This is a genomic window from Dactylosporangium vinaceum, assembly GCF_019904175.1.
Taxonomy (GTDB): domain Bacteria; phylum Actinomycetota; class Actinomycetes; order Mycobacteriales; family Micromonosporaceae; genus Dactylosporangium; species Dactylosporangium vinaceum.
Genome location: NZ_CP061913.1, coordinates 9197654 through 9223656, shown reverse-complemented (window position 1 = coordinate 9223656; position 26003 = coordinate 9197654). Strand labels below are relative to the sequence as shown.

The 26003-nt window shown below is 73.8% G+C and carries 10 protein-coding genes; 6 read left to right on the top strand and 4 right to left on the bottom strand.

Annotated elements, in window-relative coordinates:
* Positions 1 to 157 precede the first annotated feature (157 nt).
* The 6 genes from Dvina_RS41150 to Dvina_RS41125 all read left to right on the top strand — a co-directional run bounded on the left by Dvina_RS41150 (position 158) and on the right by Dvina_RS41125 (position 12805).
* The gene (locus Dvina_RS41150) at positions 158 to 5725 is read left to right on the top strand and encodes a GH92 family glycosyl hydrolase (RefSeq protein ID WP_223095601.1); all 5568 of its coding nucleotides are present in this window, start codon (positions 158 to 160) and stop codon (positions 5723 to 5725) included.
* Between the two features lie 243 nt (positions 5726 to 5968).
* Positions 5969 to 7408: an arabinofuranosidase catalytic domain-containing protein gene (locus tag Dvina_RS41145; RefSeq protein ID WP_223095599.1), complete on the top strand. Its 1440-nt coding sequence runs from the start codon at positions 5969 to 5971 to the stop codon at positions 7406 to 7408.
* Between the two features lie 99 nt (positions 7409 to 7507).
* Complete coding sequence (locus Dvina_RS41140) at positions 7508 to 8998, top strand: sigma-70 family RNA polymerase sigma factor (protein ID WP_223105994.1); 1491 nt, start codon at positions 7508 to 7510, stop codon at positions 8996 to 8998.
* Between the two features lie 138 nt (positions 8999 to 9136).
* Positions 9137 to 10174 (top strand): LacI family DNA-binding transcriptional regulator, encoded by a 1038-nt coding sequence (locus Dvina_RS41135; RefSeq protein ID WP_223095597.1) that lies wholly within the window; start codon positions 9137 to 9139, stop codon positions 10172 to 10174.
* 211 nt (positions 10175 to 10385) lie between these two features.
* Positions 10386 to 11774 (top strand): glycoside hydrolase family 10 protein, encoded by a 1389-nt coding sequence (locus Dvina_RS41130; RefSeq protein ID WP_223095595.1) that lies wholly within the window; start codon positions 10386 to 10388, stop codon positions 11772 to 11774.
* A gap of 98 nt (positions 11775 to 11872) precedes the next feature.
* The gene (locus Dvina_RS41125) at positions 11873 to 12805 is read left to right on the top strand and encodes a hypothetical protein (protein WP_223095593.1); all 933 of its coding nucleotides are present in this window, start codon (positions 11873 to 11875) and stop codon (positions 12803 to 12805) included.
* A gap of 41 nt (positions 12806 to 12846) precedes the next feature.
* Here Dvina_RS41125 and Dvina_RS41120 read toward each other — a convergent pair whose 3' ends face one another.
* From Dvina_RS41120 to Dvina_RS41105, 4 genes are read right to left on the bottom strand one after another with little or no spacing between them, the layout of a single operon-like run.
* Positions 12847 to 18228 carry a non-ribosomal peptide synthetase/MFS transporter gene (locus Dvina_RS41120; protein WP_223095591.1) on the bottom strand — a complete coding sequence of 1794 codons (5382 nt, stop codon included), beginning with the start codon at positions 18226 to 18228 and terminating at the stop codon, positions 12847 to 12849.
* Positions 18225 to 21338, bottom strand: a complete 3114-nt coding sequence (locus Dvina_RS41115) for a non-ribosomal peptide synthetase (RefSeq protein ID WP_223095589.1) — start codon at positions 21336 to 21338, stop codon at positions 18225 to 18227. Before Dvina_RS41115 ends, Dvina_RS41120 begins: the two co-directional genes overlap by 4 nt.
* Positions 21335 to 24598, bottom strand: a complete 3264-nt coding sequence (locus Dvina_RS41110; RefSeq protein WP_223095587.1) for a non-ribosomal peptide synthetase — start codon at positions 24596 to 24598, stop codon at positions 21335 to 21337. The genes Dvina_RS41115 and Dvina_RS41110 overlap by 4 nt, the downstream gene beginning before the upstream one ends.
* The gene (locus Dvina_RS41105) at positions 24591 to 25934 is read right to left on the bottom strand and encodes a M20/M25/M40 family metallo-hydrolase (RefSeq protein ID WP_223095585.1); all 1344 of its coding nucleotides are present in this window, start codon (positions 25932 to 25934) and stop codon (positions 24591 to 24593) included. The genes Dvina_RS41110 and Dvina_RS41105 overlap by 8 nt, the downstream gene beginning before the upstream one ends.
* Positions 25935 to 26003 lie beyond the last annotated feature (69 nt).

Sequence of the window (26003 nt, the reverse complement as noted above, 5' to 3'; positions counted from 1 at the left end):
GGCTCGCTCGTCACGCGACAGACGATAACGGCCCGGCGCCCACCTGTGACAACGTTGCCAGAAAATCGGTAGCTACACGCGTGGATATTGACAACGTTGTCACACGGGAGACAGGCTGACCCTCGCCAAAACCCTGACCCCTCAGGAGAGTTCCCGCATGAGAAAGCTAGCGGTGCCCTCGCTGGCGGCCGCGCTACTGCTGCCCATCGGCCTGCTCGTCGCCGCCGAACCGGCGAGCGCGGCCGCCCCGCCCGGCGACTTCGTCTCCTCCTTCGAGTCCACCGATCCGCAGCCGGCCGCCACCACTGCCGAGACCGACGCGAGCGGCCGGCCGATCCAGGGCAACCTCTCCGGATCGAGCCCCAACGGCCTGCCCGGCAGCCTGCTCGCCCAGGTCGCCGCGGTCAGCGCCAGCGCCGAGAACCCGCCGAACGAGGTCGCGGCCCGGCTGGCCGACGGCAACCCGTCGACGAAGTGGCTGGCCTTCAGCCCGACCGGCTGGGCCGCCTACCGGCTCAAGGCCCCGGCGACGGCTGTGAAGTATTCGCTGACCTCGGCCAACGACGCATCGAGCCGCGACCCGAAGGACTTCACGGTCCAGGGGTCCAACGACGGCAGCCAGTGGACCGACCTGGACCGGCGCACGGGCCAGACGTTCAGCGGCCGGTTCGCGACAAACACCTACAGCTTCGCGAACACCACGGCCTACAGCTGGTATCGGCTGAACGTCACCGCCAACTCGGGTGACTCGCTCGTCCAGCTGGCCGACTGGGACATCAGCGACGGCACCGACACCCGCCCGCCGGCCACGCCGATGGTCAGCGTCTCCGGGGCCGGGCCCGTCAGCGGGTACAACATGAAGCCCAATGCGGGCTTTTCCGGCCTGGCCGCCCTGCGCTACTCCGGCGGGGCGGAGCACGACGGCCGCTCGTTCGCGACCAACCGGCTCTTCGACGTGAACATCCCGGTCGGGCCGAAGTCGCGGCTGTCCTACCGGATCTTCCCGGAGTACACCGGGCAGGACGCGCAGTACCCGTCCACCTACGCCGCCGTCGACCTGCACTTCACCGACGGCACCTACCTCAGCGGGCGCTCGCCTGTCGATCAGCACGGATACCCGCTCACCGCGGCTGGCCAGGGCGCCTCCAAGGTGCTCTACGCCGACCAGTGGAACGCCGTGCAGTCCGACATCGGCGCGGTCGCGAGCGGCAAGACCATCGACCGCATCCTGCTGGCCTACGACGACCCGCAGGCCGTCGCGGCGACCCGGTTCCAGGGCTGGCTCGACGACGTCACCGTGACCGGCACGCCGGCCGCCATCGACGGCGCGAGCCGGACCGACTACGTCGACACCCGGCGCGGCACCAACGCCTCCGGCTCGTTCTCGCGCGGCAACAACCTGCCGATCGCCGCCGTCCCGAACGGCTTCAACTTCTTCACGCCGGTCACCAACGCCACGTCGGACTCGTGGGAGTACGAGTATCAGCGGGCCAACAACGGCGCGAACCTGCCCACCCTGCAGGGCCTGGCGATCTCGCACGAGCCGAGCCCGTGGATGGGCGACCGCAACCAGATGTCGGTCATGCCCGTGACGGCCGGCGGCAACCTCACCGGCGACCCGGCGAGCCGGGCCCTGTCGTTCAGCCACGCCGACGAGACCGCGCGGCCCGACCTCTACCGGGTCAGGACCGGCAACGGCCTGACGATGCAGCTGTCGCCGACCGACCACGGCGGCATCATGCAGTTCACCTTCCCGGCCGGGCAGGCCGGCGGCAGCCTGGTGTTCTACAACGGCTCCTTCACCATCGGCACCGACGGCACCGTCACCGGCTGGGTCGACAACGGCAGCGGCCTGTCCGCCGGCCGGAGCCGCATGTTCGTCGCCGGTACCTTCGACCGCGCCCCGACCGCCGCGACGCCGACCTCGGCCACGTTCGACACCTCGGCCGACGCCACCGTGACGCTGCGGATCGCGACCTCGTTCATCTCGCTGGACCAGGCCCGCAAGAACCTCGCCCTGGAGGTCACCGGCCGCAGCTTCGAGCAGGTCCACGCGGCCGCGACCGCGGCGTGGAACGACCGCCTCGGCCGGATCGAGGTCCGCGGGGCGAGCGAGACGCAGCTGGTCACGCTGTACTCCAACCTGTACCGGCTGAACCTGTACCCGAACTCGCAGTCGGAGAACACCGGCACCGCCGCCGCGCCGCACTGGCAGTACGCCAGCCCGGTCTCGGCGCCGACCGGCACGTCGACCGCGACGAACACCGGGGCCAAGCTCGTCGACGGGCTCATCTACGTCAACAACGGGTTCTGGGACACGTACCGCACCGTCTGGCCCGCCTACACGCTGCTCTACCCGGACGTGGCCGCGAAGATCGCCGACGGGTTCGTGCAGCAGTACCGCGACGGCGGCTGGATCGCCCGCTGGTCCTCGCCGGGCTACGCCGACCTGATGACCGGCACCAGCGCGGACGTCGCCCTGGCCGAGGCGTACCTCAACGGTGTCGCCCTGCCGGACGCGATGAGCGCGTACAACGCGGCGGTCCGGGACGCGACGGTGGTGTCCACCTCCAGCGGCGTCGGGCGCAAGGGCATCCAGACGTCACAGTTCCTGGGCTACACGCCCACCTCCACCAGCGAGTCGGTGTCGTGGGCGCTGGAGGGGTACATCAACGACTACGGCATCGGCAACATGGCCGCGGCGCTGGCCAAGGACCCGAAGACGCCGAAGGCCGACCGGGACCGGCTCAAGGAGGAGTCGGAGTACTTCCTGCAGCGGGCCCGCAACTACGTCAACCTCTTCGACCCGGCCAGCAAGTTCTTCCAGGGCCGCGACGCCGCGGGCAACTTCCTCAACGGCAACCCGCTGGACTGGGGCGGCGTCTACACCGAGACCGACGGCTGGAACTTCGCCTTCACCGCCCAGCAGGACGGGCGGGGACTGGCCAACCTGTACGGCGGGCCGGACGGACTGGAGCGCAAGCTCGACGAGTTCTTCGCCACGCCGGAGAAGGCCGACCACCCGGGCGGCTACGGCGGCACCATCCACGAGATGCTCGAGGCGCGGGCGGTCCGCATGGGCCATCTCGGCATGAGCAACCAGCCGTCGCACCACATCCCCTACATGTACGACTACGCCGGCGCCCCGGCCAAGACGCAGGCGATCGTGCGGGAGCTGCTGCAGCGGCTCTACGTCGGCAGCGAGATCGGCCAGGGTTACCTCGGCGACGAGGACAACGGCGAGATGTCGTCGTGGTACGTGCTGAGCTCGCTCGGCCTGTACCCGCTGCAGGCCGGCTCGTCCAACTGGGCGATCGGCTCGCCGCAGTTCACCCGGATGACCGTGCACCGCAAGAGCGGCGACATTGTCGTCAACGCCCCGAACAACAGCCTCAAGAACGTCTACGTGCAGGGCGTCAAGGTCAACGGTAAGAAGCTCAAGGACGTTTCCATCGACTCGGCCGTCCTGGCCCGCGGCGGCACCATCGACTTCGACATGGGCGCGCGGCCGTCGACCTGGGGCACCGGCGAGCACGACGCCCCGCCGTCGCTCACCAAGGGCGACGACGTACCCCAGCCGCTGCAGGACACCACCGGCCCCGGCCTGGGCACCGCGACCGCGACCGGCGGCCCGGCGGGAGGGCAGGACGCGGCGAAGCTGTTCGACGACACGTCGGCCACGCAGATGACGTTCGCCTCCGCGACGCCGCAGATCACCTGGGCGTACCGCGGCGGCAAGCAGAAGCCGACCTGGTACACCATCACCTCGGGCGCCAACCCCGGCGACCCGGCCGACTGGAAGCTCCAGGGCTCCCGGGACGGCGTCAGCTGGACCACCGTGGACTCCCGCAAGGACGAGGTGTTCACCTGGCGCAACCAGACCCGGCCGTTCCAGGTCAGCCACCCCGGGAAGTTCACCCAGTTCCGGCTGGTCGTCACGAGGACGGCCGGGGCGGCGCAGACGAACCTGGCCGAGATCGAGCTGCTGCGCGGCGGCGACGTCGCACTCGGCGGCGGTGACGTCACCGTGACCCCGGCGGCCGACGTGCCGGCCACGTCCGGCGTCGCGGTCTCGGTGCCCCTGGCGACTGTCACGGGCGGCACCGCGACGGCATACCAGGCGAGCGTCGACTGGGGCGACGGGACGCCGGTGTCGACCGGCACCGTCACCCTGAGCTCGCGGGCGGTGTACAACATCGGCGGTTCGCACACCTACGCCCAGCCGGGCTACTACCAGGCGTCGGTCACGGTGGCCGACGGCGACAGCCAGGACACCGCGACGGTCGGCGTCGACGTCGGCTACTCGCCGGCCTCGGGTCTGCGGGCCGCGTTCGACAGCGTCTGCATCGGCGACGAGGGCGTCCTCGCGGCCGACTGCGACGCCAAGCACTGGGCGTACTCCCGGGCCGCGCTCACGGGCGGCGGCGTCACCCAGGGCGACTCGCACGACGTCCCCGGCACCGCGCTGCACTTCACGCTGCCGGCCACGCCCGCCGGTCAGCCGGACAACGCCACCGGCAACGGCCGGACGATAGCCCTGGGGCTGCCCTCCGACGCGACGAGCATCTCGTTCATCGGCGCCGGCACGCAGGGCGGCCAGAGCACGACCGGCACGGCGACGTTCAGCGACGGCACCACGGCGAGCATCCCGATCCAGTTCAGCGACTGGACGCTCGGCGGAAACCCGAACGGGGCGCCGTCCTACGGCAACATCGTGGTCGCCCGGACCGGCTACCGCCTGCTCGGCACGGGCCGCGACAGTGCGCAGCCGTTCCTGTTCGCCACCGCGCCGTACCAGATCCCGGCGGGCAGGACGCTCGTCTCGGTGACCCTGCCCACGCAGTCCGGCGACCCCGGCTCCGCGGGCCGGATCCACGTGTTCGCCATCGCCGACGACGGCACCCCGCCGCCGGCGCTGGCGCTCACCGCCGCCAAGAACCAGACGGCCACCGTGGGTCAGCCGCTCTCGGCGGCGCTCGGCACTGTCACCGGCGGCGTCCCTGACGCGACCGGTTACCACGCCCGCGTCCAGTGGGGTGACGGCACGGCCCCGCAGGACGCCACCGTCGGCGCGGGCGGTGCGATAACCGCGCAGCACACGTATGCGGGCAAGGGCGCCTTCGTCGCGCACGTCACCGTGTGGGACGGCCGGTCGAGCGGCACGCAGGCGTTCACCGTGACGGTGAGTGCCGGCGGCCGGCAGCCGACGATCTCGGCCGCCCGCTCGGGCGGCGCGTCGGTCACCGTCGACGGCACCGGCTTCAACGCCGGCGAGCAGGTGACGGTCCGGCTCGGCGCCGAGGACGTGCGCGTGCAGGCGACGGCGGCCGGCGCGGTGCACACCTCGCTCGCCGCACCGCCGTCCGGGCTCGTCGCGGTGACCGCCGAGGGCGCATCCTCGCAGGTTCCGGCGACGGCCACCGTCGAGCTGACCGCGCCGGTCACCGTCAGCGGCCCGAAGCCGCAGGTCACCCTGTCGGCCACGGAGGGCGGGCGGGGCACCGCGCTGGTCCTGGACGCCTCCGGCTTCAAGCCGAACGAGGCCGTCACGATCACCTTCGGCGGCCTGTCCGCGGTGACCGTCAAGGCCGACGCCCGCGGCATCGTGTCGGCGGCGTCGTTCAGCGTGCCGGGCGGCGCGGCCGTCCCGGGCGTCACCGGCATCGAACTGGCCGGCGCCGAATCGAAGATCCAGATCGGGGTGCCGTTCACCGTCACCTACTGATCGCCCGTCGATCGAAGAGCCGCCGGTGGGCCCACCCGCCGGCGGCTTTTCCGGTCCGCGGCTGTGAACGATCACATCGGCAAACCCGTTATCCGGTCCGGGCCGCGGAGGTCGGCGACGAAAGTTACACATCACCGGCGGCAGTGGCCAGCGTCGATGTCGATCGGCGCTTGAAGCGGCACCGGAACTCTGCCACCGTCGGCGCGGCGCTGTTAGCGCTCACGTGCCCATTCGGGAGGACGCATGAAGCCTGTGCATCGGCTGTCGGCGGTGGTGGCGCTGACCGTCGCCGCGGCCGCCGTCGGCGTGGCCGCCACCAACCTCGCATCGGCCGCGACGAGCGGCTGCCGGGTGACGTACACCGTCACCAACTCCTGGCCCGGTGGCTTCGGCGCGAACGTCGACGTCACGAACCTCGGCGACCCGGTCAACGGCTGGCAGCTGACCTGGACGTTCACCGCCGGTCAGACCATCACCCAGCTGTGGAACGGCACCGCCTCGCAGTCCGGGGGAGCGGTGACGGTCACCAACGCCTCGTACAACGCGACAATCGCCACCGGCGCCACCACCAGCTTCGGCTTCAACGGCAGCTACACCGGCAGCAACCCCACACCCGCCACCTTCGCGCTCAACGGCTTCACCTGCACCGGCGCCCCGAGCACGACGAACGACGTCCCGTCCTCGGCCGTCCCGTCGTCGGCCGGCCCCTCGAACCCGCCGCCGGGCCGGGGACCGTGCGACATCTACGCGTCGGGCGGCACCCCGTGCGTGGCGGCGCACAGCACCACCCGCGCGCTCTACAGCGCCTACAACGGCGCGCTGTACCAGGTCCGCCGGTCCTCCGACAACACCACCCGGGACATCGGCGTGCTCAGCGCGGGCGGCTACGCGAACGCGGCGGCCCAGGACACGTTCTGTGCCAACACGACGTGCCTGATCACGATCATCTATGACCAGTCCGGCCGCAACAACCGGCTGACCCAGGCCCCGCCCGGTGGGTTCCAGGGGCCGGCCGCGGGCGGCTACGACAACCTCGCCAACGCGACCGCCGCCCCGATCACCGTGGCCGGGCACAAGGCCTACGGCGTCTACGTGGCGGCCGGGACCGGCTACCGCAACAACAGCACGAACGGTGTCGCGAAGGGCGACGCGGCCGAGGGCATGTACGCCATCTTCGACGGCACCCACTACAACGGCGGCTGCTGCTTCGACTACGGCAACGCGGAGACGAACAGCCGTGACAACGGCAACGGGACCATGGAGGCCATCTACTTCGGCAACATCAAGGTCTGGGGCTACGGCACCGGCAACGGCCCGTGGGTCATGGCCGACCTTGAGAACGGGCTCTTCTCCGGCGTCAACGCGGGCTACAACGCCAACGACCCGACGGTCAACTACCGCTACCTGACCGCGATCGTGAAGGGCGAGTCGAACCACTGGGCCATCCGCGCCGGCAACGCGCAGTCCGGCAACCTGTCGACGTTCTACGACGGGAAGCGGCCCAACGTGAGCGGGTACAACCCGATGAAGAAGGAAGGCGCGATCATTCTGGGCATCGGCGGCGACAACAGCCACGGCTCCGCCGGCACGTTCTACGAGGGCGTCATGACCTCCGGGTATCCGACGAACGCCACCGAGGACGCCGTCCAGGCCAACATCACCGCAGCGGGCTACGGCCGCTGATCAGCGCGGTCGGGGGAGCCGGGTGCTTGACAGCGTCCGCGGCTCTGTGCCGAGATGGACACCCGGCTCCCTCGACTTGCACGGTGATGGCGCGTGGCAATGACGAACATCGGCCAGGCTTCTCTGGTCGCGGCGGCGAAGGCCGGAGACGAGCGCGCCCGGGACGATCTGCTGGCGGGGCATCTGCCGTTGGTGTACACGATCGTGCGGCGGGCCCTCGCCGGGCATCCCGGCGGTGTGGACGACGTGGTGCAGGAGACGATGCTGCGGGCGCTGCGGCAGTTGCCGGCGCTGCGGGAGCCGTCGAGTTTCCGGGTGTGGCTGGCGGCGATCGCGGTGCGTCAGGCCGGGACGTATCTGCAGCGGGAGCGGGTCACGAGCGGGCGGCGCGTGGCGTTGGACGAGCTCGCCGACGCGCCGGATGCGGATGATTTCGAGGACCTGACAGTGCTGCGGGTGGAGCTGTCGGGGCAGCGGCGGCAGGTCGGGCGGGCGGTGGGCTGGCTGGACGCGGACGATCGGGTGCTGTGGTCGCTGTGGTGGCTGGAGGTCGGCGGCGAGCTCGACCGGGGTGAGGTGGCGTCGGCGCTGGGTGTGGGGGTGCTGCACGCGGGGGTGCGGATTCAGCGGATGCGGGAGCGGCTGGAGCAGGCGCGGCTGCTCGTGGCGGCGTTGGAGGCGCGGCCGCGGTGTCCGTGGCTGGAGTCGGTGGTGGCGGACTGGGACGGGATTCCAGGGCCGCTGTGGCGCAAGCGGATCAGCCGGCACACCCGGTCGTGCGTGGCCTGCGCCCGCGCGGCCGACGGGATGGTCGACACCGAGCGGCTGCTCACCGGGTTTGCGCTGCTGCCGGTGCCGGCCGCGCTCATTGCTGCGTTCGGGGCGCGCGACACGGTCACCGCCGGGGTCGGTGCCGCTGCGCCGCCGGCCGTCACGACCGCCGCGACCGGCCCGGCCGTCGCGGCGAAGGCCGGCTGGTTGGCGGGTCTGCCGGTGGCGAAGCTCGTCGTCGCCGGGTCGCTGGCCGCCGGGGTCGCGGTGACCGTCGCGGTCTGGCCGTCCGACGCACCGCCACCACCACCGCCACCGACGGCGGCCGCGCCCACGCCCTCGGCGCCCGGGTCCGCGGGGCCGTCGACGTCGGCCCCGCCACCGCCTCCGCTGTCGCTGCGCTCCGGGCCGGTGTCGCTGGAGTTCGTCGCCGCACCCGGCCGATACCTCGGCACCGACGGCCAGCTCGGTATCCTGGTCACGCCGGCGAGCGCGCCCGCGCGGCAGCGGGCCACGTTCACGGCGGTGCCCGGCCTGGCCGACGCGAACTGCTACTCGTTCCGGGCGGCCGACGGGCAGTACCTGCGCCACGCGTCCTGGCGGCTGCGCCTCGACCGCGACCAGGGCACCCCGCTGTTCCGCGGCGACGCCACCTTCTGCCCGCTCGGCACCGGCACCGGCGACGTCATGCTCGAAGCATCGAACTACCGCGGCTACTTCATCCACCGCGAGAGCGACCAGCTGTGGGTCCGCCAGTCCGACGGCACCGTTGCGTTCCACACCGGCAGCACCTTCCGGGTCCGGCCCGCGCTGGGCTGACCCGGGCGCCGCCGATTCGCGAATGTCGTCGAGGGGGCGTGGGCCGCGGGTGCGGGCGACGGGAGCGGCCGGCCGGCCCGACCTTCGCCGGCGTGCTGGCATAACGCTTTCTGCGGCGGCTCCCGTAAACTCCGCCGTGTGATCGACAGGCAGCTGCCGGCCGTGCGCGGCCGCTGGCGCGGTGACCGGTCCGTGGCCGAGATCGCCCAGCTGGCCGGGGTGTCTCAGCCGACGGTCTCCAAGGTGCTCAACGGCCGGGCCGGCGTCGGCGAGTCCACCCGGCGCCGGGTCGAGACGCTGCTGCGCGAGCACGGCTACCGCCGGCCGTCCGGCCCGCCCGGGACCGCGGGCATCGAGGTGCTCATGTCCGGCATGCTGGGCTCCATCGCGATCGAGGTGGTCCGAGGCATCGAGGACGTGGCCGCCACCCGCGACCTGACCGTGAGCCTCACCGACATCCGCCGCCGGGCCGCGGCCGGGCAGTCGTGGATCGAGCCGCTCCTGCTGCGCCGCCCCGTCGGTGTCGTGGCCGCCTTCGCCGGCTTCACCACCGAGCACCTGGAGCTGCTCGACGCCAGCGGCATCCCGGTCGTCACCCTGGACCCGGTGGTCGACCAGCACCGGACACCGTCCGTGGGCTGCAACAACTGGAGCGGTGCCCTGGCCGCCACCCGCCACCTGCTGGACCTGGGCCACCACCGCATCGCCGTGATCACCGGCCCGGTGAAGGACCTCTCCTCACGGGCCCGCTTCGACGGCTTCCGGGCCGCGCTCGACGCCGCCGAGGTCCCGTACGACGAGACCCTGCGCCGCAGCGGCGTCTTCACCTTCGAGGACGGCCGCGACCTGGCCCTGGAGGTGCTGAGCCACCCCGACCGCCCGACCGCCGTGGTCTGCGGCGACGACCTGCAGGCCCTGGGCGTCTACGAGGCGGCCCGGCTTCGCGACCTGCGCATCCCCGGCGACCTGAGCGTCGTGGGCTTCGACGACATCGAGCACTGCCTGTGGGCCGGTCCGCCGATGACCACCGTCCGCCAGCCGTTCGCCGAGCTGGGCGCCGCCGCCGCCCGCCTCGTGCTGAGCCTGGCCGCCGGCGACAAGCCGTCCCAGCACCGGGTCGAACTGGCGGCCACGCTCGTCGTGCGGGCCAGCACCGCACCGCCCGCCGCGAACTGAAAGTTTCAGCTCCGCACCCCCTTTCGCGAAATCGCTTCGGCCGGGGTTCCACGCTCGAAATGCGCCGCGATCGTGGATCGGCGGCCGGTCCGGGCGTCCTGCTGACGCATTGACCGGCTTCGAGTGAGCGGTAACATTCGCGAAACTCATTCGTCCGGCTCCGGCGCCCGCCAATGCGCCCCGGCCGTGCCCTTCGAAGGGGAACCTCCTCATGACCCGAACCACCCGACGCAGGCCGGTGCGCCTCGCCGTCATGCTGGCCGCGGTGAGTGCCGTCGCGGCCGGGGCCGCCGTCGCGCTCGCCTCCGGAGCGGAGGCCGGGACCACGCTCGGTGCCTCGGCCGCGGAGAAGGGGCGGTACTTCGGCACCGCCGTCGCCGCCGGGAAGCTCAGCAACTCGCAGTACACGACCATCCTCGACCGCGAGTTCAACATGATCACGCCCGAGAACGAGATGAAGTGGGACGCCACCGAGCCGACGCAGGGGCAGTTCCGCTACACCTCGGCCGATCAGATCGTGTCGCACGCCCAGGCCCACGGGCAGCGGATGCGCGGGCACGCGCTGCTGTGGTACCAGCAGGAGCCCGGGTGGGCGCAGAGCATGTCCGGCTCCGCCCTGCGCAGCGCGATGATGAACCACGTCAGCACCGTCGCGGCCCACTACAAGGGCAAGATCTACGCGTGGGACGTGGTGAACGAGGCGTTCGCCGACGGCGGGGGCGGCGGGCGCCGCGACTCCAACCTGCAGCGCACCGGCAACGACTGGATCGAGGTCGCGTTCAAGACCGCGCGGGCCGCCGACCCGGGCGCCAAGCTCTGCTACAACGACTACAACACCGACGGCATCAACGCGAAGAGCACCGGCGTCTACAACATGGTCAAGGACTTCAAGGCCCGCGGCGTGCCGATCGACTGCGTCGGGTTCCAGTCCCACCTCGGCGGGCTGCCGCCGTCGGACTACCAGGCCAACCTCCAGCGCTTCGCCGACCTCGGCGTCGAGGTGCAGATCACCGAGCTCGACATCTCCGGCTCCAACCAGGCCACCGCCTACGCCAACGTCGTCAAGGCCTGCCTCGCCGTGTCCCGCTGCGCGGGAATCACCGTGTGGGGCATCCGCGACAGCGACTCCTGGCGCACCGGCGAGAACCCGCTGCTGTTCGACAGCAACGGCAACAAGAAGGCCGCGTACACCTCGACGCTCAACGCCCTGAACGGGCCCGGCAGCACCGTCTCCACGCCGCCGGTGTCGACGCCGCCGGTGAGCTCGCCGCCGCCGGTCAGCACCTCGCCGTCGACGCCCGGTACCGGTACCGGCAACGGCTGCACCGCCACCGTCTCGCTCAACCAGTGGGACGGCGGCTTCGTCGCCACCGTCCGCGTCACCGCGGGCAGCGCGGCCATCAACGGCTGGACGGTGGGCCTCACGCTGCCGTCGGGCGCGACGATCACCGGCATCTGGAACGCCAACCGCAGCGGTGACAGCGGCGCGGTCCGGTTCACCAACGTGAGCTACAACGGGTCGGTCGGCGCCGGGCAGTACACCGAGTTCGGCTTCCAGGCCACCGGCAGCGCCACGGGTCTCACCCCGTCCTGCAGCTGAGGCCGATGCCGCCGTGGAGGCCCAGGTCTCCACGGCGGCACCATTCACTCAGCTTCACCGCACACCCGTTCAATCGATGTCCGTCGTAGCGTCGAAGGATGACTGGACGTCATCTCGTCGTGGTCGTGCTCCTAGCCGGGCTCGTGGTGTACCCACCCGCGCCCGCGGCCGCCGTAGCGCCGTTCACCGTCGGCGCAACCACCTCCGTCAGCGACACCGTCGGCAGCGGCAACACCTGCGCCGGCTTCCTGGACGAACGTACCCACCTCGGACCCCTGGCCGTCCGCCGCGTGTTCACCGCCAACGGCTCGCCGCCGACGGCCGACGCGGTCAACTGTCAACTGCTGCAGGGCGCCATCCTCTGGTACTCCTTCAAGACCTCCTGCACCCCCACCGCCGTCGCCACCGGCGCCTGCGACGGCGAGATCCAGGCGGTCGCGGCGGCGATGCCGTCCGGGAGCTACCTCACGTACTTCCACGAGCCCGAGGACGACATGACAGGCGTGCAGTTCGTCGCCGCCTTCACCCGGGTCTACCAGGTCGCGAAGCTGGCCAACGCCGCCGTGAGCGTGGTGCCGGTGTACATGTCCTACCAGTGGCGGCCGGGCTCGACGAAGGTCACGAACAACGGCACCGGCGGCGACCGTGAGGTGCAGGACTGGATCGTCCCGCCCGCCTACGCCGACGCCTACGGCTTCGACCTGTACTGGCAGGCGAGCACCCGGGGCAGCGAGCCCGACGACCCGGTCGGCGTGGGCCTCGACCCGCGGATGATCCGCTGGTACAACGCGTTCAGCGGCCAGGGCCGCCCGCTCGCGCTCACCGAGTGGGGCATCGACGACGACCAGGGCGTCCGGGCGTCCCGGGGGCCGGCCATCCGGGCCTCGCGGACCTGGCTGGCCGGTCACGGGTTCACCATCATCTGCTACTGGCAGCACGACAACTGGTATCTGGGCACCGCGGCCGGCCCGCCCGGCAGCTACGCCGATCCGGACGGGGTCGCCGCCTACAACGAGCTCACCGCGCCGTGAAGCTGCGCAGGTTCGCGAGGGCCGGGAGCGCCCGGCCCTCGTCACGGCGCGGTGTCCGGCCGCGCGGTCCGGGCGCCGATGAGGTCGTCGGGCAGGGCGTCGGGCACACGGTCGTCGAAGCGGGCGATGGCGCGGATGCGGAACGCGGCCAGGACGATGAGGCCCATCGCGGCCGCGCACACCACGTACATGAGCGCGGTACCGCGGCCGGGGCCGACGCCGATCACCGCGCCCACCGTCCCGGCGAGCGGGCCGTCCGGGCGCAGCAGCGGCTCGAACAGGCGGCTGCCGAACGGCACGACCACGCCCCACGCGAGCGGGATCGTGGACCAGGCCAGCAGGGTGTTCAGCGCGAACACCCGGCCGTGGAAGCGCTGCGGGACCTTGACCTGCACGATCGTCGTGTAGATGCCGTTGACGACGGTCAGGCCGAAGCTCATGCCGAAGGCGCCCGCCGCGACCACCGCCTCGACCGGGTGCAGCGCGGTGAGCACGCAGGCGGTGGCGAGGACCAGGACGCACAGCAGCATGCCGCGGACCCGGCGGTGGCGGGGACCGCCCCAGAAGCCCATGACCAGGGCGCCGACGATGGCGCCCAGCCCGGCGCAGACGCTGACCCGGGCCACCGTCGACAGCGTGCCGAACGAGAGCACGAGCGGTGACACGAGCAGGAACAGCGGGCTCAGGAAGATGTTGAGCACGGCGAAGAACCCGAGCAGCGCGCCGAAGCCGCCCTTGCCGGTGCTGTACCGCCACCCGCCCACGATCTCCGCGATGAGCGACTCGCGCCGGTGCCAGGGCATGGTGTCCGGGAACCGCACGGCCAGCAGGACACCGACCGCCACCGCGTAGCTCACGACGTCGATGAGCAGGATGCCGCGCAGGCCGATGGCGGCGAAGAGCCCGGCGGCCAGCAGCGGCACCAGGAACTGGGCGACGCCGACCGCGAGCTGCACGACGCCGTTCGCGTGGCCGAGGTACCGCTTCGGCACCAGCTGCGGCACCGCGGAGAAGTACGCCAGCCGCTGGAACGCCAGCGCGATCGACAGCACGACGATCAGCCCGAACACCGCGCCGATCCCGAGCCGGCCGGTGACGGCGAGGCCGAGCATCACCGCCTGCGTGCAGCCGGCCGCGATGTCGCCGGCCAGGATGACCCGGCGCCTGTCGTAGCGGTCGACGAGGGCCCCGGCGACCGGAGCGATGAGGATGCCCGGCACCAGGCCGAGCACGGCCAGCAGCGCGAACGTCGGCAGGGAGCCGGTGCTCAGGTAGATCCACAGCGGCAGCGCGAACTCGGTCAGGGCGGTGCCGATGATGGAGACCTGCTGCCCGGCGGCGACGGCCAGGAAGCGGCGCATCGTCGGCTGGACAGCGGGCCTGGCCGGTGCGCTGCGGTCGGCGCGGCCGGTGACCGCCCAGCCGCCGCCGGGGTCGTGCACCGGCTCGGCGGTGCGATGCACGGTGGTGATGATGGTGGCGAGCTCCCTGGCGCGGTACTTCAGGAAGAAGTGCCCGGCCTCCTGGAGCTCGACGAGCGCGACCGACGAGGTCAGGAACAGCCACTCCCGGTAGCGCTCGGCGGCCCACTCGGTCGTCGGGTCGCGGTCGCCGGCCACCGAGATGATCGGGGTCTTCAGCGGGGTGACGGCCCGGTCGAACAGCTCCGTGTAGTAGTCCTCGGCCTGGTCGGAGCCGGCCCGCATGTTGGCGACGATCCGGTTGGCCTGCTCCGCGTCGAACTCGCCCATCTCCACGCCCATGGAGCGCAGCCAGTTCTCGTACGAGCGGTTGCCGCGCAGCTTCTCCCGGCGGGCCAGGAGCCGGCTGACCCGGGAGAGCACCCGCCCGGACGGCCGGGCGAAGGGGAAGATGCCGCCGACGTAGACGGCCTCCAGCTCGCGGCCGGCCGCCTCCAGGGCCCGGGCGAGCGCGACGGCGACCGCGCTGCCGATCGCGCAGTGTCCATAGAGGACGAGCGGCCCTTCCACCGACGCCAGGATCTCGGCCGTGCACCGGTCGACCAGCTCGCCGAGCGGGATCGCCGGCTCGTCGAGGCCGATGTCCTGCCCCGGGACCGACACGGCGTAGAGCGAGCAGCCGTCCGGCAGGGCGTCGGCCAGCGGCTGGTACACCACAGCACTCCCGCCGCCGTACGGGACGCACACGAACGACAGGGTGCGCCGCTGCGCCGGGACGGGCCGGGTGAGCTCGTTGACCAGCCGGCGCGGGCCCCGCTCGGCGGCCGGCGTCGACACGAGCGCGGCCAGGTCGCGGATCGTCGGGTGCTGGAAGACGTCGAGGACGGCCACCCCGGCCCCGAACTCCTTGCGCAGCCGGGCGACGAGCTGCGTGGCAAGCATCGAGTGCCCGCCGAGGTCGAAGAAGTCGTCGTCGATGCCGAGGGCGTCGAGCTTCAGCAGGTCCCGCCAGACGTCGGCCAGGAAGCGCTCGGCCGGGGTCCGCGGCGCGACGAGCGCGGTGGACTCGTCGCGGACGATCTGCGGCGCGGGCAGGGCCCGGCGGTCGAGCTTGCCGCTCGGCGACAGCGGCAGCGCGTCGACGGCGACGACGGCCACCGGCACCATGTAGTCCGGCAGCCGGCGCTTCAGGGCCGCACGGGCGGCGGCGAGGTCGGCCGGCCCGGCGGCGTAGGCGACGATGCGCTGATCGCCGGGCTGGTCCTCGCGCACGACAGCGGCCGCCTCGGTCACGCCCGGCTGCTCGCGCAGTGCCGCCTCGATCTCGCCGAGCTCGATGCGCAGTCCGCGCAGCTTCACCTGGCCGTCGATGCGACCCAGGAACTCGGCTGTACCGTCGGCCCGCCACCGGGCCCGATCGCCCGTCGCATACATGCGTGACCCGGGCGGGCCGAACGGGTCCGGGAGGAACCGCTCGGCGGTCAGGCCCGGCCGGCGCAGGTAGCCGCGGGCGAGCCCGACGCCGGCGATGTAGAGCTGCCCGGCCACCCCGACCGGCGCGGGCCGCAGGTGCTCGTCCAGGACGTAGAGGGCGATGTTCTGGATCGGCGCGCCGATCGGCACCCGGGCCGCGCCGTCGAGGGCGGCCGGCGTGCACTCGAAGGCCGAGACGTCCACCGCGGCCTCGGTGGGGCCGTAGAGGTTCCACAGCCGGGCGGGCAGCCGTTCGAGGCAGCGGGCGGCGACGTCGGGCGGCAGCGCCTCGCCGCTGCAGATGATCCGCCGCAGCGAGGGGCAGGCGCCCTCGCCGGCCTCGGCGAGGAACACCGCGAGCATCGACGGGACGAAGTGGGCGGTGGTGATCTGCTCGGTGTCGATCAGGTCGCGCAGGTAGGCGGCGTCGCGATGGCCGCCGGGCCGGGCCAGGACCAGCCGGGCGCCGGTGAGCAGCGGCCAGAAGAACTCCCACACCGAGACGTCGAAGCTCGCCGGGGTCTTCTGCAGCACGGCGTCGGTGGCGTCGAGCCCGTACTGCCGCTGCATCCAGTCCAGGCGGTTGACGATCCCGCGGTGGGTGTTGCCGACGCCCTTCGGCCGGCCGGTCGAGCCGGAGGTGTAGATGACGTAGGCCAGGTCGTCCGGGGTGGCGTCGGCGCCGGCCGGATCATCGTCGATTGACTCGAGCAGGACGACGGCGGCCGCAGTCTCGGGCAGCACCGCGCTGAGGTGCCCCTGGGTCAGCACGACCGGGGCCGCGGCGTCGGTGAGCATGAACGCCAGCCGGTCCGCCGGATACTCGGGGTCCAGCGGCACGTACGCCGCACCGGCCTTCAGCACGCCGAGCAGCGCGGCGACCAGCTCGTGGGACCGCTCGGCGCAGACGGCGACGAGCGAGCCGGGGCCGACCCCGAGGCGCCGCAGCCGGCCCGCGACCCGCCCGGCGGCGGTGTCGAGCTCGGCGTAGGTCCAGCTCCGGCCCTCGAAGGTGACCGCCGGCGCGTCGGGGGTCCGGTGCACCTGGGCGGCGAGGAGGCCGGCGAGGGTCGCGTCGGGCACGTCCACGGCCTCCGGGGCGTTGCACACCCCGGGAGCCGGCTCCACTGTGGACAGGCGGCGGTCGGGGTCGGCCACGACGGCCGCCACGAACGCCTCCAGGTGCTCGGCCAGCCGGTCGATCGTGGCCGCCGCGAACAGGTCGGGGTTGTAGGTGAGCACGCCGCCCAGCCCGTCACCGGACTCGGCCCAGTACAGCTCCAGGTCGAACCGGCTGGCCGGGAGCGGGACCCGGAACGGCTCCGGCGTGAGGCGCCCGGGGCGCGGCCGCCCCGGCGCCGCATAGTTCTGGACCACGTGCAGCACCTGGAACAGCGGCGGTCGGGCCACGTCGCGGTGCACCTTCAGCTCGGTCACGAGCCGCTCGAAGGGGATGTCCTGGTGCGCGTACGCGTCGAGACTCGTCTCGCGGGTCCGGGCGAGCAGCTCGTTGAAGGTCGGGTCGCCGTCCAGGCGGGCCCGCAGCGCGAGGGTGTTGACGAACATGCCGACCAGGCCCTCGACCTCCGGGTGCGGCCGGCCGGCGACGGGCGTGCCGACCGCGAAGTCCCGCTGGCCGCTGTGCCGGGCCAGGACGGCCTGCCAGCAGGCGAGCAGTGCCATGGAGAGGGTCGCGCCGCGGGCCCGGGCCAGCCGCTTGAGCCCGGCCGTCAGCCCGGCGTCGAGCCCCATGCCGCGGTTGGCCCCGGAGTAGGTCTGCCGGGCCGGGCGCGGCCGGTCGGTGGGCAGGTCGAGCGGCTCCAGGCCGGCCAGCGCGGCGCGCCAGTGGGCGACGTCGCGGTCCAGGGCGGCGCCGCTGAGGTGGCCGTGCTGCCAGGCCGCGTAGTCGTAGTAGCCGACCGGCAGCGCGGGCAGCGCGGGCGCCCGGCCCTCGACGGCGGCGTCGTAACCGGCGACGAACTCGTTGTGGACGAGGTCCATCGACCAGCCGTCGGTGGCGATGTGGTGGATCAGGATCAGCAGGACGTGATCGGCCGGGCCGATCCGTACGAGCAGCGGGCGCAGCAGCGGGCCGGTGGCCAGGTCGAACGGCACGGCGATCGCCTCGGTCACCAGCCGCTCGGCCGCCGCCTCGCCCTCGGCGTCCACGACCGGGACCTCCAGGGGCGTCCACGCGTCGACGACCACGTGCGGCTTGCCGTCGTCGCCGGCCGGGAAGCGGCTGCGCAGCGGCTCGTGGCGGGCGGCGATGCCGTTGACGGCCGCGGTGAGCGCCGCGTGGTCGAGCTCGCCGCGCAGCCGCACCAGGAACGGCAGCGAGTAGGCCGCGCTCCCGGGCGCGAACTGCTCCATGAACCAGAGCCGCTCCTGCCCGAACGACAGCGGCGGGTCGCCGGACCCGGCCGGTCGCCGGGGGATGACCGCCGTCGCCGCCGAGGCCCGCAGGCGCTGCTCCAGCAGGGCCCGCTTGACCGGTGAGAGGTTGGACTGCGACGGCGCGGCCGTCATGCCGGGCCGTCCGCGGGCAGCAGCAGCGCGGCCGCCTCCTCGTCGGAGAGCAGGTCGATGTCGGCGACGAGGAGGTCCTCGACGACTATCGCGAGCTCCTCCAGTGTCGTGTGGCTGAAGATCACCCGGATCGGCACCTCGACCCCGACCGCCGCCCGCAGCCGTGCGGCGACCTTCGTGGCGAAGAGCGAGTGCCCGCCGACCTCGAAGAAGTCGTCGTGGGCGCCGGCCCGGTCGAGGCCGAGCACGTCGCACCAGACGGCCGCGACGAGCTCCTCCGCGCTCGTGCGCGGCGGGACGTGCTCGAGCCGGACCCGGTCCGGGGCCGGCAGCGCCCGCCGGTCGACCTTGCCGCCCGGCGTCAGCGGGACCCGGTCGAGCACCACGATCCGGGCCGGCACCATCCAGCGGGGCAGCGCCGCGGCGGCGAAGGGCCGCAGCCCGTCCGGGTCGTCGATCGCGCCGACGACGTAGGCGACGAGCTCCTGGGTGCCGGGCGGGACCACGACGACCGCCTGCTCGACCTGCGGGTGGGCGGCCAGGCGGGCCTCGACCTCGCCGGGCTCGACCCGGTAGCCGCGGACCTTCAGCTGCCCGTCGGCCCGGCCGAGGAACTCCAGGGTGCCGTCGGGCCGCCAGCGGGCGCGGTCGCCGGTGCGGTACATGCGGCGGCCGGGCGGTCCGTAGGGGTCGGGCACGAACCGCTCGGCGGTCGCGCCCGGCCGGTGCAGGTAGCCGCGGGCCAGGCCGGCGCCCGCGATGCAGAGCTCGCCCGGGATGCCGGGCCCGGTGAGGCGGAGCCGGTCGTCCACGACGTAGACCGAGGTGTCGCCGATCGGGCGGCCGATCGGCGGCCGGCGGCCGGTGTCGGCGGCACCCAGCGCGGCGGCGGTGGCGATGACCGTCGTCTCCGTCGGGCCGTAGGTGTTGAGCAGCTCGACCGCCGGCTCGGCCCCGCCGCCGAACTGCTCGCGCCAGCGGGCGACGGCGTCCGGGCGGACCTGCTCGGCCCCGAGGATCTGCAGCCGCAGTGCGGCCGGCCAGGTGACGGCGTCGGCGACGAGCTCGTGCCAGTAGGCGGTCGGCAGGTCCAGCACGGTGATGCCGGGGTCGGCCTTGAGCAGGTCGGGCAGCTGCTCGCCCGAGGGGAGCAGGACGAGCTCGGCGCCGGCGGTGAGCGCGGGCCAGACCTCCTCGACGTGGGTGTCGAAGCTCGTCGCGGCGAACTGCACGACGCGGTCGGCGGCGCCGATGCGGTAGCGCTCGCGCATCCACGCCACCCGGGCCGCGACCGCACCGTGGGTGACGGCGACGCCCTTCGGCTGCCCGGTCGAGCCGGAGGTGTAGATGACGTAGGCGAGGTCGTCCGGGTGCGGCACGGCGCGCTCGACCGCGACCGCCGGGCCGTCGTCGAGGTCGGCGCGGCCGGTGACGACGTGGGTGGCCCGGCTGTCGGCGACCATGTACTCCCGCCGCGCCGGCGGATACGCCGGGTCGAGCGGGAGGTAGGCCGCGCCGCAGCGCCCGGCGGCGATGAAGGTGGCGATGAGGTCGGCGCTGCGCTCGAGGCACACCGCGACGACGGCGCCCGGCCCCACCCCGGCCGCGCGCAGCCGCCCGGCGATGTGCTCGGCCCGCGCGTCGAGCTCGCGGTAGGTGCTCGTCGCCGCGCCGCAGGAGACCGCTGTCGCGTCAGGGGTGCGCCGGGCCTGCTCCCGCACGGCGGTGACCAGGTCCGTGGCGGCGCCGCCGGCCGGGCCGCGGCCCAGGGCCAGCAGCCGCTCGCGCTCGCCGGGCGCGGTGCGGTCGAGCCGGGACAGCGGCGTGTCCGGCCGGGCGGTGACCGCGCCGATGACCCGGGCCAGCCGGTCGGCGAACAGCTCGGCGGTGGCCCGCTCGAACAGGTCGGTGTCGAACTGGATCAGGACCCGCAGCCCGCTGCGCGCGGTGTGCCAGACGTCGAGCGACAGGTCGAGCTTCGCCTGCTGGAAGCTGGACTCGAAGTATTCCGTGGCCACGCCGGGCACGACCTCCTCGTCGCCCTCGGCCTCGTTGTGCAGCACCATCATGACCTGGAACAGCGCCGAGCGGGTCGAGCCGCGCACGATGTCCGGGTCGGCGATGAGCCGCTCGTAGGGCACGTCGACGTGGTTGTACGCGCCGAGGCAGACCTCGCGGGCCCGCCCCAGCAGCTCCCGGAACGTCGGGTCGCCGGACAGGTCGCCGCGCAGGACGACGGTGTTGATGAAGAAGCCGATCAGCGGCTCCAGCTCGAGGCGCGGCCGGCGCTCGATCGCGGCGCCGACGCTGATGTCGTCCTGGCCGGTGAGGTCGCCGAGCACGATCTGGTAGGCGGCGAGGACGGCCATGAACATCGTGCACCGCTCGGCCTGGGCCAGCCGCTCGAACTCGTCGGCCACCGCCGCGTCGATGTGGAACAGCAGGCCGTCGCCGCCGGTCGACGGCACCTCCGGGCGGACCCGGTCCAGCGGGAGCTCGAGCGCCGGGGCACCCGCGAGGCGCCCCCGCCAGTACTCGAGGTTGTCGATGCCGAGATCGGCCCGGGCGCGCTGCCGGGTGGTGAACTCGTGGTACTGCACCGGCAGCGCCGGCAGCTCGACCGGCGCCCCGGCCGCCAGCGCGGCGTAGGCGGTGCTCAGCTCGGCGGCGAAGAGTCGGGCCGACCGGCCGTCGCTGATCAGGTGGTGCATGACGACGCACAGCACGTGGTCGTCGGGGCCGAGGCGCAGCACGGCGGCCCGGGCCAGCGGGGCCACCGCGAGGTCGAAGTGCCGGTTGACCCGCTCGACCACCAGTGCCCGCGCGGCCGCCTCCGGGTCCGGCTCGCCGGACAGGTCGAGGATCTCGACCGGCAGGCCGGACGGCGGCTGGATGACCTGGACCGGCTCGCCGTCGCGCTGCTCGAAGCGGGTCCGCAGCGGGGCGTGCCGGTCGGCGATCAGCCCGATCGCGGCGGCGACGAGCCCGGGGTCCAGCGGGCCGCGCAGCCGGCGCACCACGTGCACGTTGTAGGCGGCGTTGTCGGGCTGGAGGACCTCGAAGAACCAGAGCCGCTCCTGGGCGTAGGACAGCGGGGCCTCGATCGTCATGCCTCAACCTCACCGTCGGGGAGCAGCGCCTGGACCTGGCGGGCGAACTCGCGAAGCGTGCTGCCGTGGAACACCGCGGTCAGCGGCACCTCGACGGCCATCGTCGCGCGCAGCCGGGCCACGACCCGGGCGGCGTGCAGCGAGTGCCCGCCCAGGGCGAAGAAGTCGTCGTCCGGCCCGATCTCGACAGGTGCGGCGGCGCCGTCCGCGTCGAGCACGTCGGTCCACACCTGGGCGACGCGCCGCTCCAGGGCGGTCGCCGGGGCGCCCGCCGCCCCGGCCGCCCCGGTGCGCGAGGGCTCGGGCAGCGCGCCGCGGTCGAGCTTGCCGTTGGGGGTCAGCGGCAGCCGGTCGAGGACGACGAAGGCGACCGGCACCATGTATGCGGGCAGGTGCCGCTGGAGGTGCGCGGCGAGGTCCGCGGGTGCCGGGGGAGCGGCGGGGTCGACCGGCACCACGTAGCCGGCGAGGCGGCCGTCGGGGTGCACCCGGGCGGCGGCCGGGCCGACGGCGGGGTGCGTGGCGAGGACGGCCTCGATCTCGCCGAGCTCGATCCGGTAGCCCCGCAGCTTGACCTGGCCGTCGGCCCGGCCGTGGAACTCCAGGTCGCCGTCGGCCCGCCAGCGCACGACGTCGCCGGTGCGGTACAGCCGCGATCCCGGTGGTCCGAACGGATCGGGCACGAACCGCTCGGCGGTCATGGCCGGGCGGCCCCGGTAGCCCCGGGCGACGTGCGGCCCGGCGATGCACAGCTCGCCCGGCACCCCGATCGGGACCGGTCGCAGCGCCGCGTCGAGCACGTAGACCCGGGTGTCGTCGAGGGGGCGGCCGATCGTCACCCGCCCGCCGTCAGGTGAAGAGTCGGCCGGCACCTCGGCGGTGGTGGCCCAGACCGTCGCCTCCGTCGGCCCGTACATGTTGGACAGCCGGGCCGCGCGCGGCCGCAGGGCCCGGGCCAGGTCCAGCGGCAGCGCCTCGCCGCCGACGAGCGCGGTGACGCCGGGCTCGTCGAAGCCGGCCTCCAGCAGCAGCCGCCACGTCGACGGGGTCGCCTCGACGTGGGTGACGCCGTGGGCCCGGATCAGCCGCAGCAGGCCGGCGCCGTCGCGGGCCTCGTCGGCGATGACCAGCCGCCCGCCGGTGAGCAGCGGCACGTAGAGCTCCGGCTTGGACAGGTCGAACGACGGCGTGGTCAGCCACAGCCAGACGTCGCCCGGGCCGGTGGCGAACCGGCGCGCCATCGAGTCGAGCAGGCTCAGCAGGGCCCGGTGCTCGATCTCGACGCCCTTGGGCCGCCCGGTCGACCCGGACGTGTAGATGACGTAGGCCAGGTCGTCCGGGGCGGCGGGGCGGTGCGGCGCGCCGTGCGCCGGGGCCGGGTGCTCGTCGGCGTCCAGGCGGAGGGTGTGCGGCACCGGCGGCAGGGTTTCGGCGAGCTCGCCCCGGGTGATCAGCATCTGGGCGCCGGCGTCGCCGATCACCTGGGCCAGGCGCTCCGGCGGGTGGGCCGGGTCCAGCGGCAGGTAGGCGGCGCCGGAGAGCAGCACGCCGAGCAGCGCCGTGTACAGCGCCAGGGACCGCTCGGCGCAGACGGCGACGACGGTGCCCGGCCCGGCCCCGGCCGCCGTGAGCCGGGCCGCGACGGCCTCCGCGGCGGCGAGCAGCTCGGCGTAACCGACCTCCCGGTCGCCGGCCACGACAGCTGTGGCGCCGGGGGTGGCGTTGGCCTGCGCCCGCAGCCGCTCCGGCAGGGTCCGGGCCCGGTCGGTGCGCGGAGCCGGCGGGCCCTCGGCGAACTCGTGCACCACGAGGCGGCGCTCGTCCGCGGGCAGCAGGTCGAGCCGGGACAGCGGCGTGGAGGAGTGGGCCGTCGCCGCCTCGAGGACGGCGATCAGGTGCGCGACGAGCCGGGCCGCTGTCGACGGGGCGAACAGGTCGGTGTTGTAGACCAGGTCGCCCTGCAGGCGCCCGCCGCCTTCGACCAGGTGCAGCTCCAGGTCGGTGCGGGTGACGGCGGTCGTCATCGACGCCGGGCCGATCGTCAGGCCGGGCGCGGACGGCGCCGGCGGGTCGAACGCCTGCAGCGACAGCAGCGCCTGGAACAGCGGCGCCCGGCTCGGGTCCCGCCGCAGGCTCAGCTCGCCCAGCAGCTGCTCGAACGGCAGCTCCTGGTGGGCGTAGGCGGCCAGGCAGCGCTGCCGGGTGCGGGCCAGCAGCTCGGCGAAGCTCGGGTCGCCGGACAGGTCGGCCCGCAGCGTCAGCACGTTGACGAACATGCCGATGAGCGGCTCCAGGCGCGGGTCGTCGCGCCCGGCGACAGGGGTGCCGACGGCGAAGTCCACCTGCCCCGAGTGCCGGCCGAGGACCGCCTGCCAGGCCGCGAGCAGCGTCATGAACAGCGTTGCCCCGTGGGCCCGGCCGAGCTCGGCGACGGCCGCGGTCAGCTCGGGGCCGATCGTCACGTCGAGGGCGGTGCCGTTGAAGGTCTGCTGGGCCGGGCGGGGCCGCTCGGTGAGCAGCTCCAGCGCCGGCAGGTCGCGCAGCTCGGCCCGCCAGAACGCCAGGTGCCGCTCGGTCGCCGCGTGCCCGGTGCGCTGCCGCTCCCGCTGCCGGGCGGCGTGGTCGCCGAAGCCCAGCTCCAGGGTGCGCAGCTCCGGCTCGGTGCCGGCCAGCGCGGCCCGGTAGGCGGCGAACAGCTCCTCCAGGAGCACGTTCAACGACCAGCCGTCGGCGATGATGTGGTGGCAGGTGAGCAGCAGCATGTGGTCGTCGGGGCCGAGGCGGACCAGCGCGGCCCGCAGCAGCGGCCCGGTCTGCAGGTCGAACGGCTGCCGGGCCGCCTCGCTGATCAGCTTGGCCGCGAGCTGCTCGCGGCCCTCGGGGCCGGCGTGCTCGACGCTGAGGTGCTCGACGGGGACCGCGACCGCCGCCGGCACGTCGACCGCCGGCACCCGGTCGGCGTCGACCGGGAAGCGCATCCGGAGGCTGTCGTGGCGGGCGGTGACCGTGTCGAGCGCCCGCTGCAGCGCGCCGGGGTCGAGCGGTCCGCGCAGCCGCAGCGACTTGAAGATGGTGAACGCGGCGACGCCCGCGCTGAGCTGCTCCATGAACCACAGCCGCTCCTGGCCGAACGACAGGGGCGGGCGCACGCCGGGCCGCAGCCGCGGGAAGCCGCCGGCCGGCCGGGCCGACATTGCCGTGCGCAGCCGGGCGTCGATCGCGGCCCGCTGCGCCGCACTCAGCACTCGCCGTTCAGCCATTGCCGCGGTACCCCTCCAGGAACAGCGCCTCGCTGAGCGCCGTGCGGGCCAGCTCCCCGAGGTCGAGGCGCTCGTTCGGCGCGTGGATCGCCGAGCCGCGGTCCTCCGCGCCGAACACGAGCAGCTCGGCGCCCGGGAACGCGGCGGCGAACGCGGCGGCGACGGGGATCGAGGCGCCGGCGCCGATCTCGCGGACCGGCCGGTCGTAGGCCGCGCGCATCGCCGTCTCCATGGCCGTGCGGGCCGGGCCGCCGGGCCGGGACCGGAAGCCGGGGCCGAGCATCTCGTGCGACGCGACGACCTGCACCCCCCACGGCGCGACCCGCTCCAGGTGGTCGACGACGGCGTCCATGGCCGCGCCGGGATCGGCGTCCGGCGGGACCCGCACGGTCAGCCGGGCCCGGGCGACCGGCTGGATCGCGTTGACCCCGCCCGCGACCGGCGGCACGTCCAGGCCGGTGATGACGATCGCCGGGCCGGCCCAGAGCCGGTCGGCGAGCGGGCCGGTGCCGACCAGGTCGACGTCGTCGAGCAGCCCGGCCGCCGCGCGGAGCACGTCCTCGCCGAGCGGCGGCCCGGCCCAGGAGCCCGCCGGCAGGCCGGGCACGGCCACGGCACCGGCGTCGTCGTGCAGGGTGGCGAGCATGCGCACCAGCGCCGTCACCGCGTCCGGGACGGCGCCGCCGAACTCGCCGCTGTGCAGCGGCTCGCGCAGGGCGCACACCCAGACCGTGAACCCGGCCGCGCCGCGCATCGACGTGGTCAGGGCCGGCTCGCCGACGCGGAGGTTGCCCGCGTCGGCCAGCAGTATCGCGTCGGCGGCGAGCAGGTCGCGGTTGGCGTGGACGAACGCGGCGAGCGACGGCCCGCCGTACTCCTCCTCGCCCTCGACGAGCACCTTCACGCCGCACGGCGGGCGGCCGCCGTGCACGGCGAGCGCGGTGGCGTGGGCGATGACGCCTGACTTGTTGTCGGCGGTCCCGCGCCCGTACATCCGGCCGTCGCGGATCACCGGCGTGAACGGGTCGGTGCGCCAGCGTTCGCGGTCCCCGGCGGTCTGCACGTCGTAGTGCGCGTAGAGGAGCACGGTGGGTGCGCCCGGCGGGGCCGGGGCCTCGCCGTAGACGAGCGGCGGTGCGCCCTCGACGGCCACCTCCCGCACGACCGGCAGCCCGGCCCGGCGCAGCAGCTCTCCGGTGTGCTTGGCCGCCTGCAGCAGCGGCTCGGGCGGGTGTCCGGGGAACGCGACCGACGGGATCGCCACGAGTTCGGCCAGGTCCTCGATCGCCGCCGGCATGGCCGCCGTGACGGCATCCGCAATGGCACCACGATGCATTACGTACCTCCCCCGTACGCCAGTTCCGGACAGTACCCGAGAATTCCGCCCGGCCGAACCCCCCAATTT

Bases quoted from the DNA above. Each gene is read 5' to 3' on its own strand.
- Dvina_RS41150 (WP_223095601.1), top strand. From the start codon at position 158: ATGAGAAAGCTAGCGGTGCCCTCGCTGGCGGCCGCGCTACTGCTGCCC.
- Dvina_RS41145 (WP_223095599.1), top strand. From the start codon at position 5,969: ATGAAGCCTGTGCATCGGCTGTCGGCGGTGGTGGCGCTGACCGTCGCC.
- Dvina_RS41140 (WP_223105994.1), top strand. From the start codon at position 7,508: ATGACGAACATCGGCCAGGCTTCTCTGGTCGCGGCGGCGAAGGCCGGA.
- Dvina_RS41130 (WP_223095595.1), top strand. From the start codon at position 10,386: ATGACCCGAACCACCCGACGCAGGCCGGTGCGCCTCGCCGTCATGCTG.
- Dvina_RS41125 (WP_223095593.1), top strand. From the start codon at position 11,873: ATGACTGGACGTCATCTCGTCGTGGTCGTGCTCCTAGCCGGGCTCGTG.
- Dvina_RS41120 (WP_223095591.1), bottom strand. From the start codon at position 18,228: ATGACGGCCGCGCCGTCGCAGTCCAACCTCTCACCGGTCAAGCGGGCC.
- Dvina_RS41115 (WP_223095589.1), bottom strand. From the start codon at position 21,338: ATGACGATCGAGGCCCCGCTGTCCTACGCCCAGGAGCGGCTCTGGTTC.
- Dvina_RS41110 (WP_223095587.1), bottom strand. From the start codon at position 24,598: ATGGCTGAACGGCGAGTGCTGAGTGCGGCGCAGCGGGCCGCGATCGAC.
- Dvina_RS41105 (WP_223095585.1), bottom strand. From the start codon at position 25,934: ATGCATCGTGGTGCCATTGCGGATGCCGTCACGGCGGCCATGCCGGCG.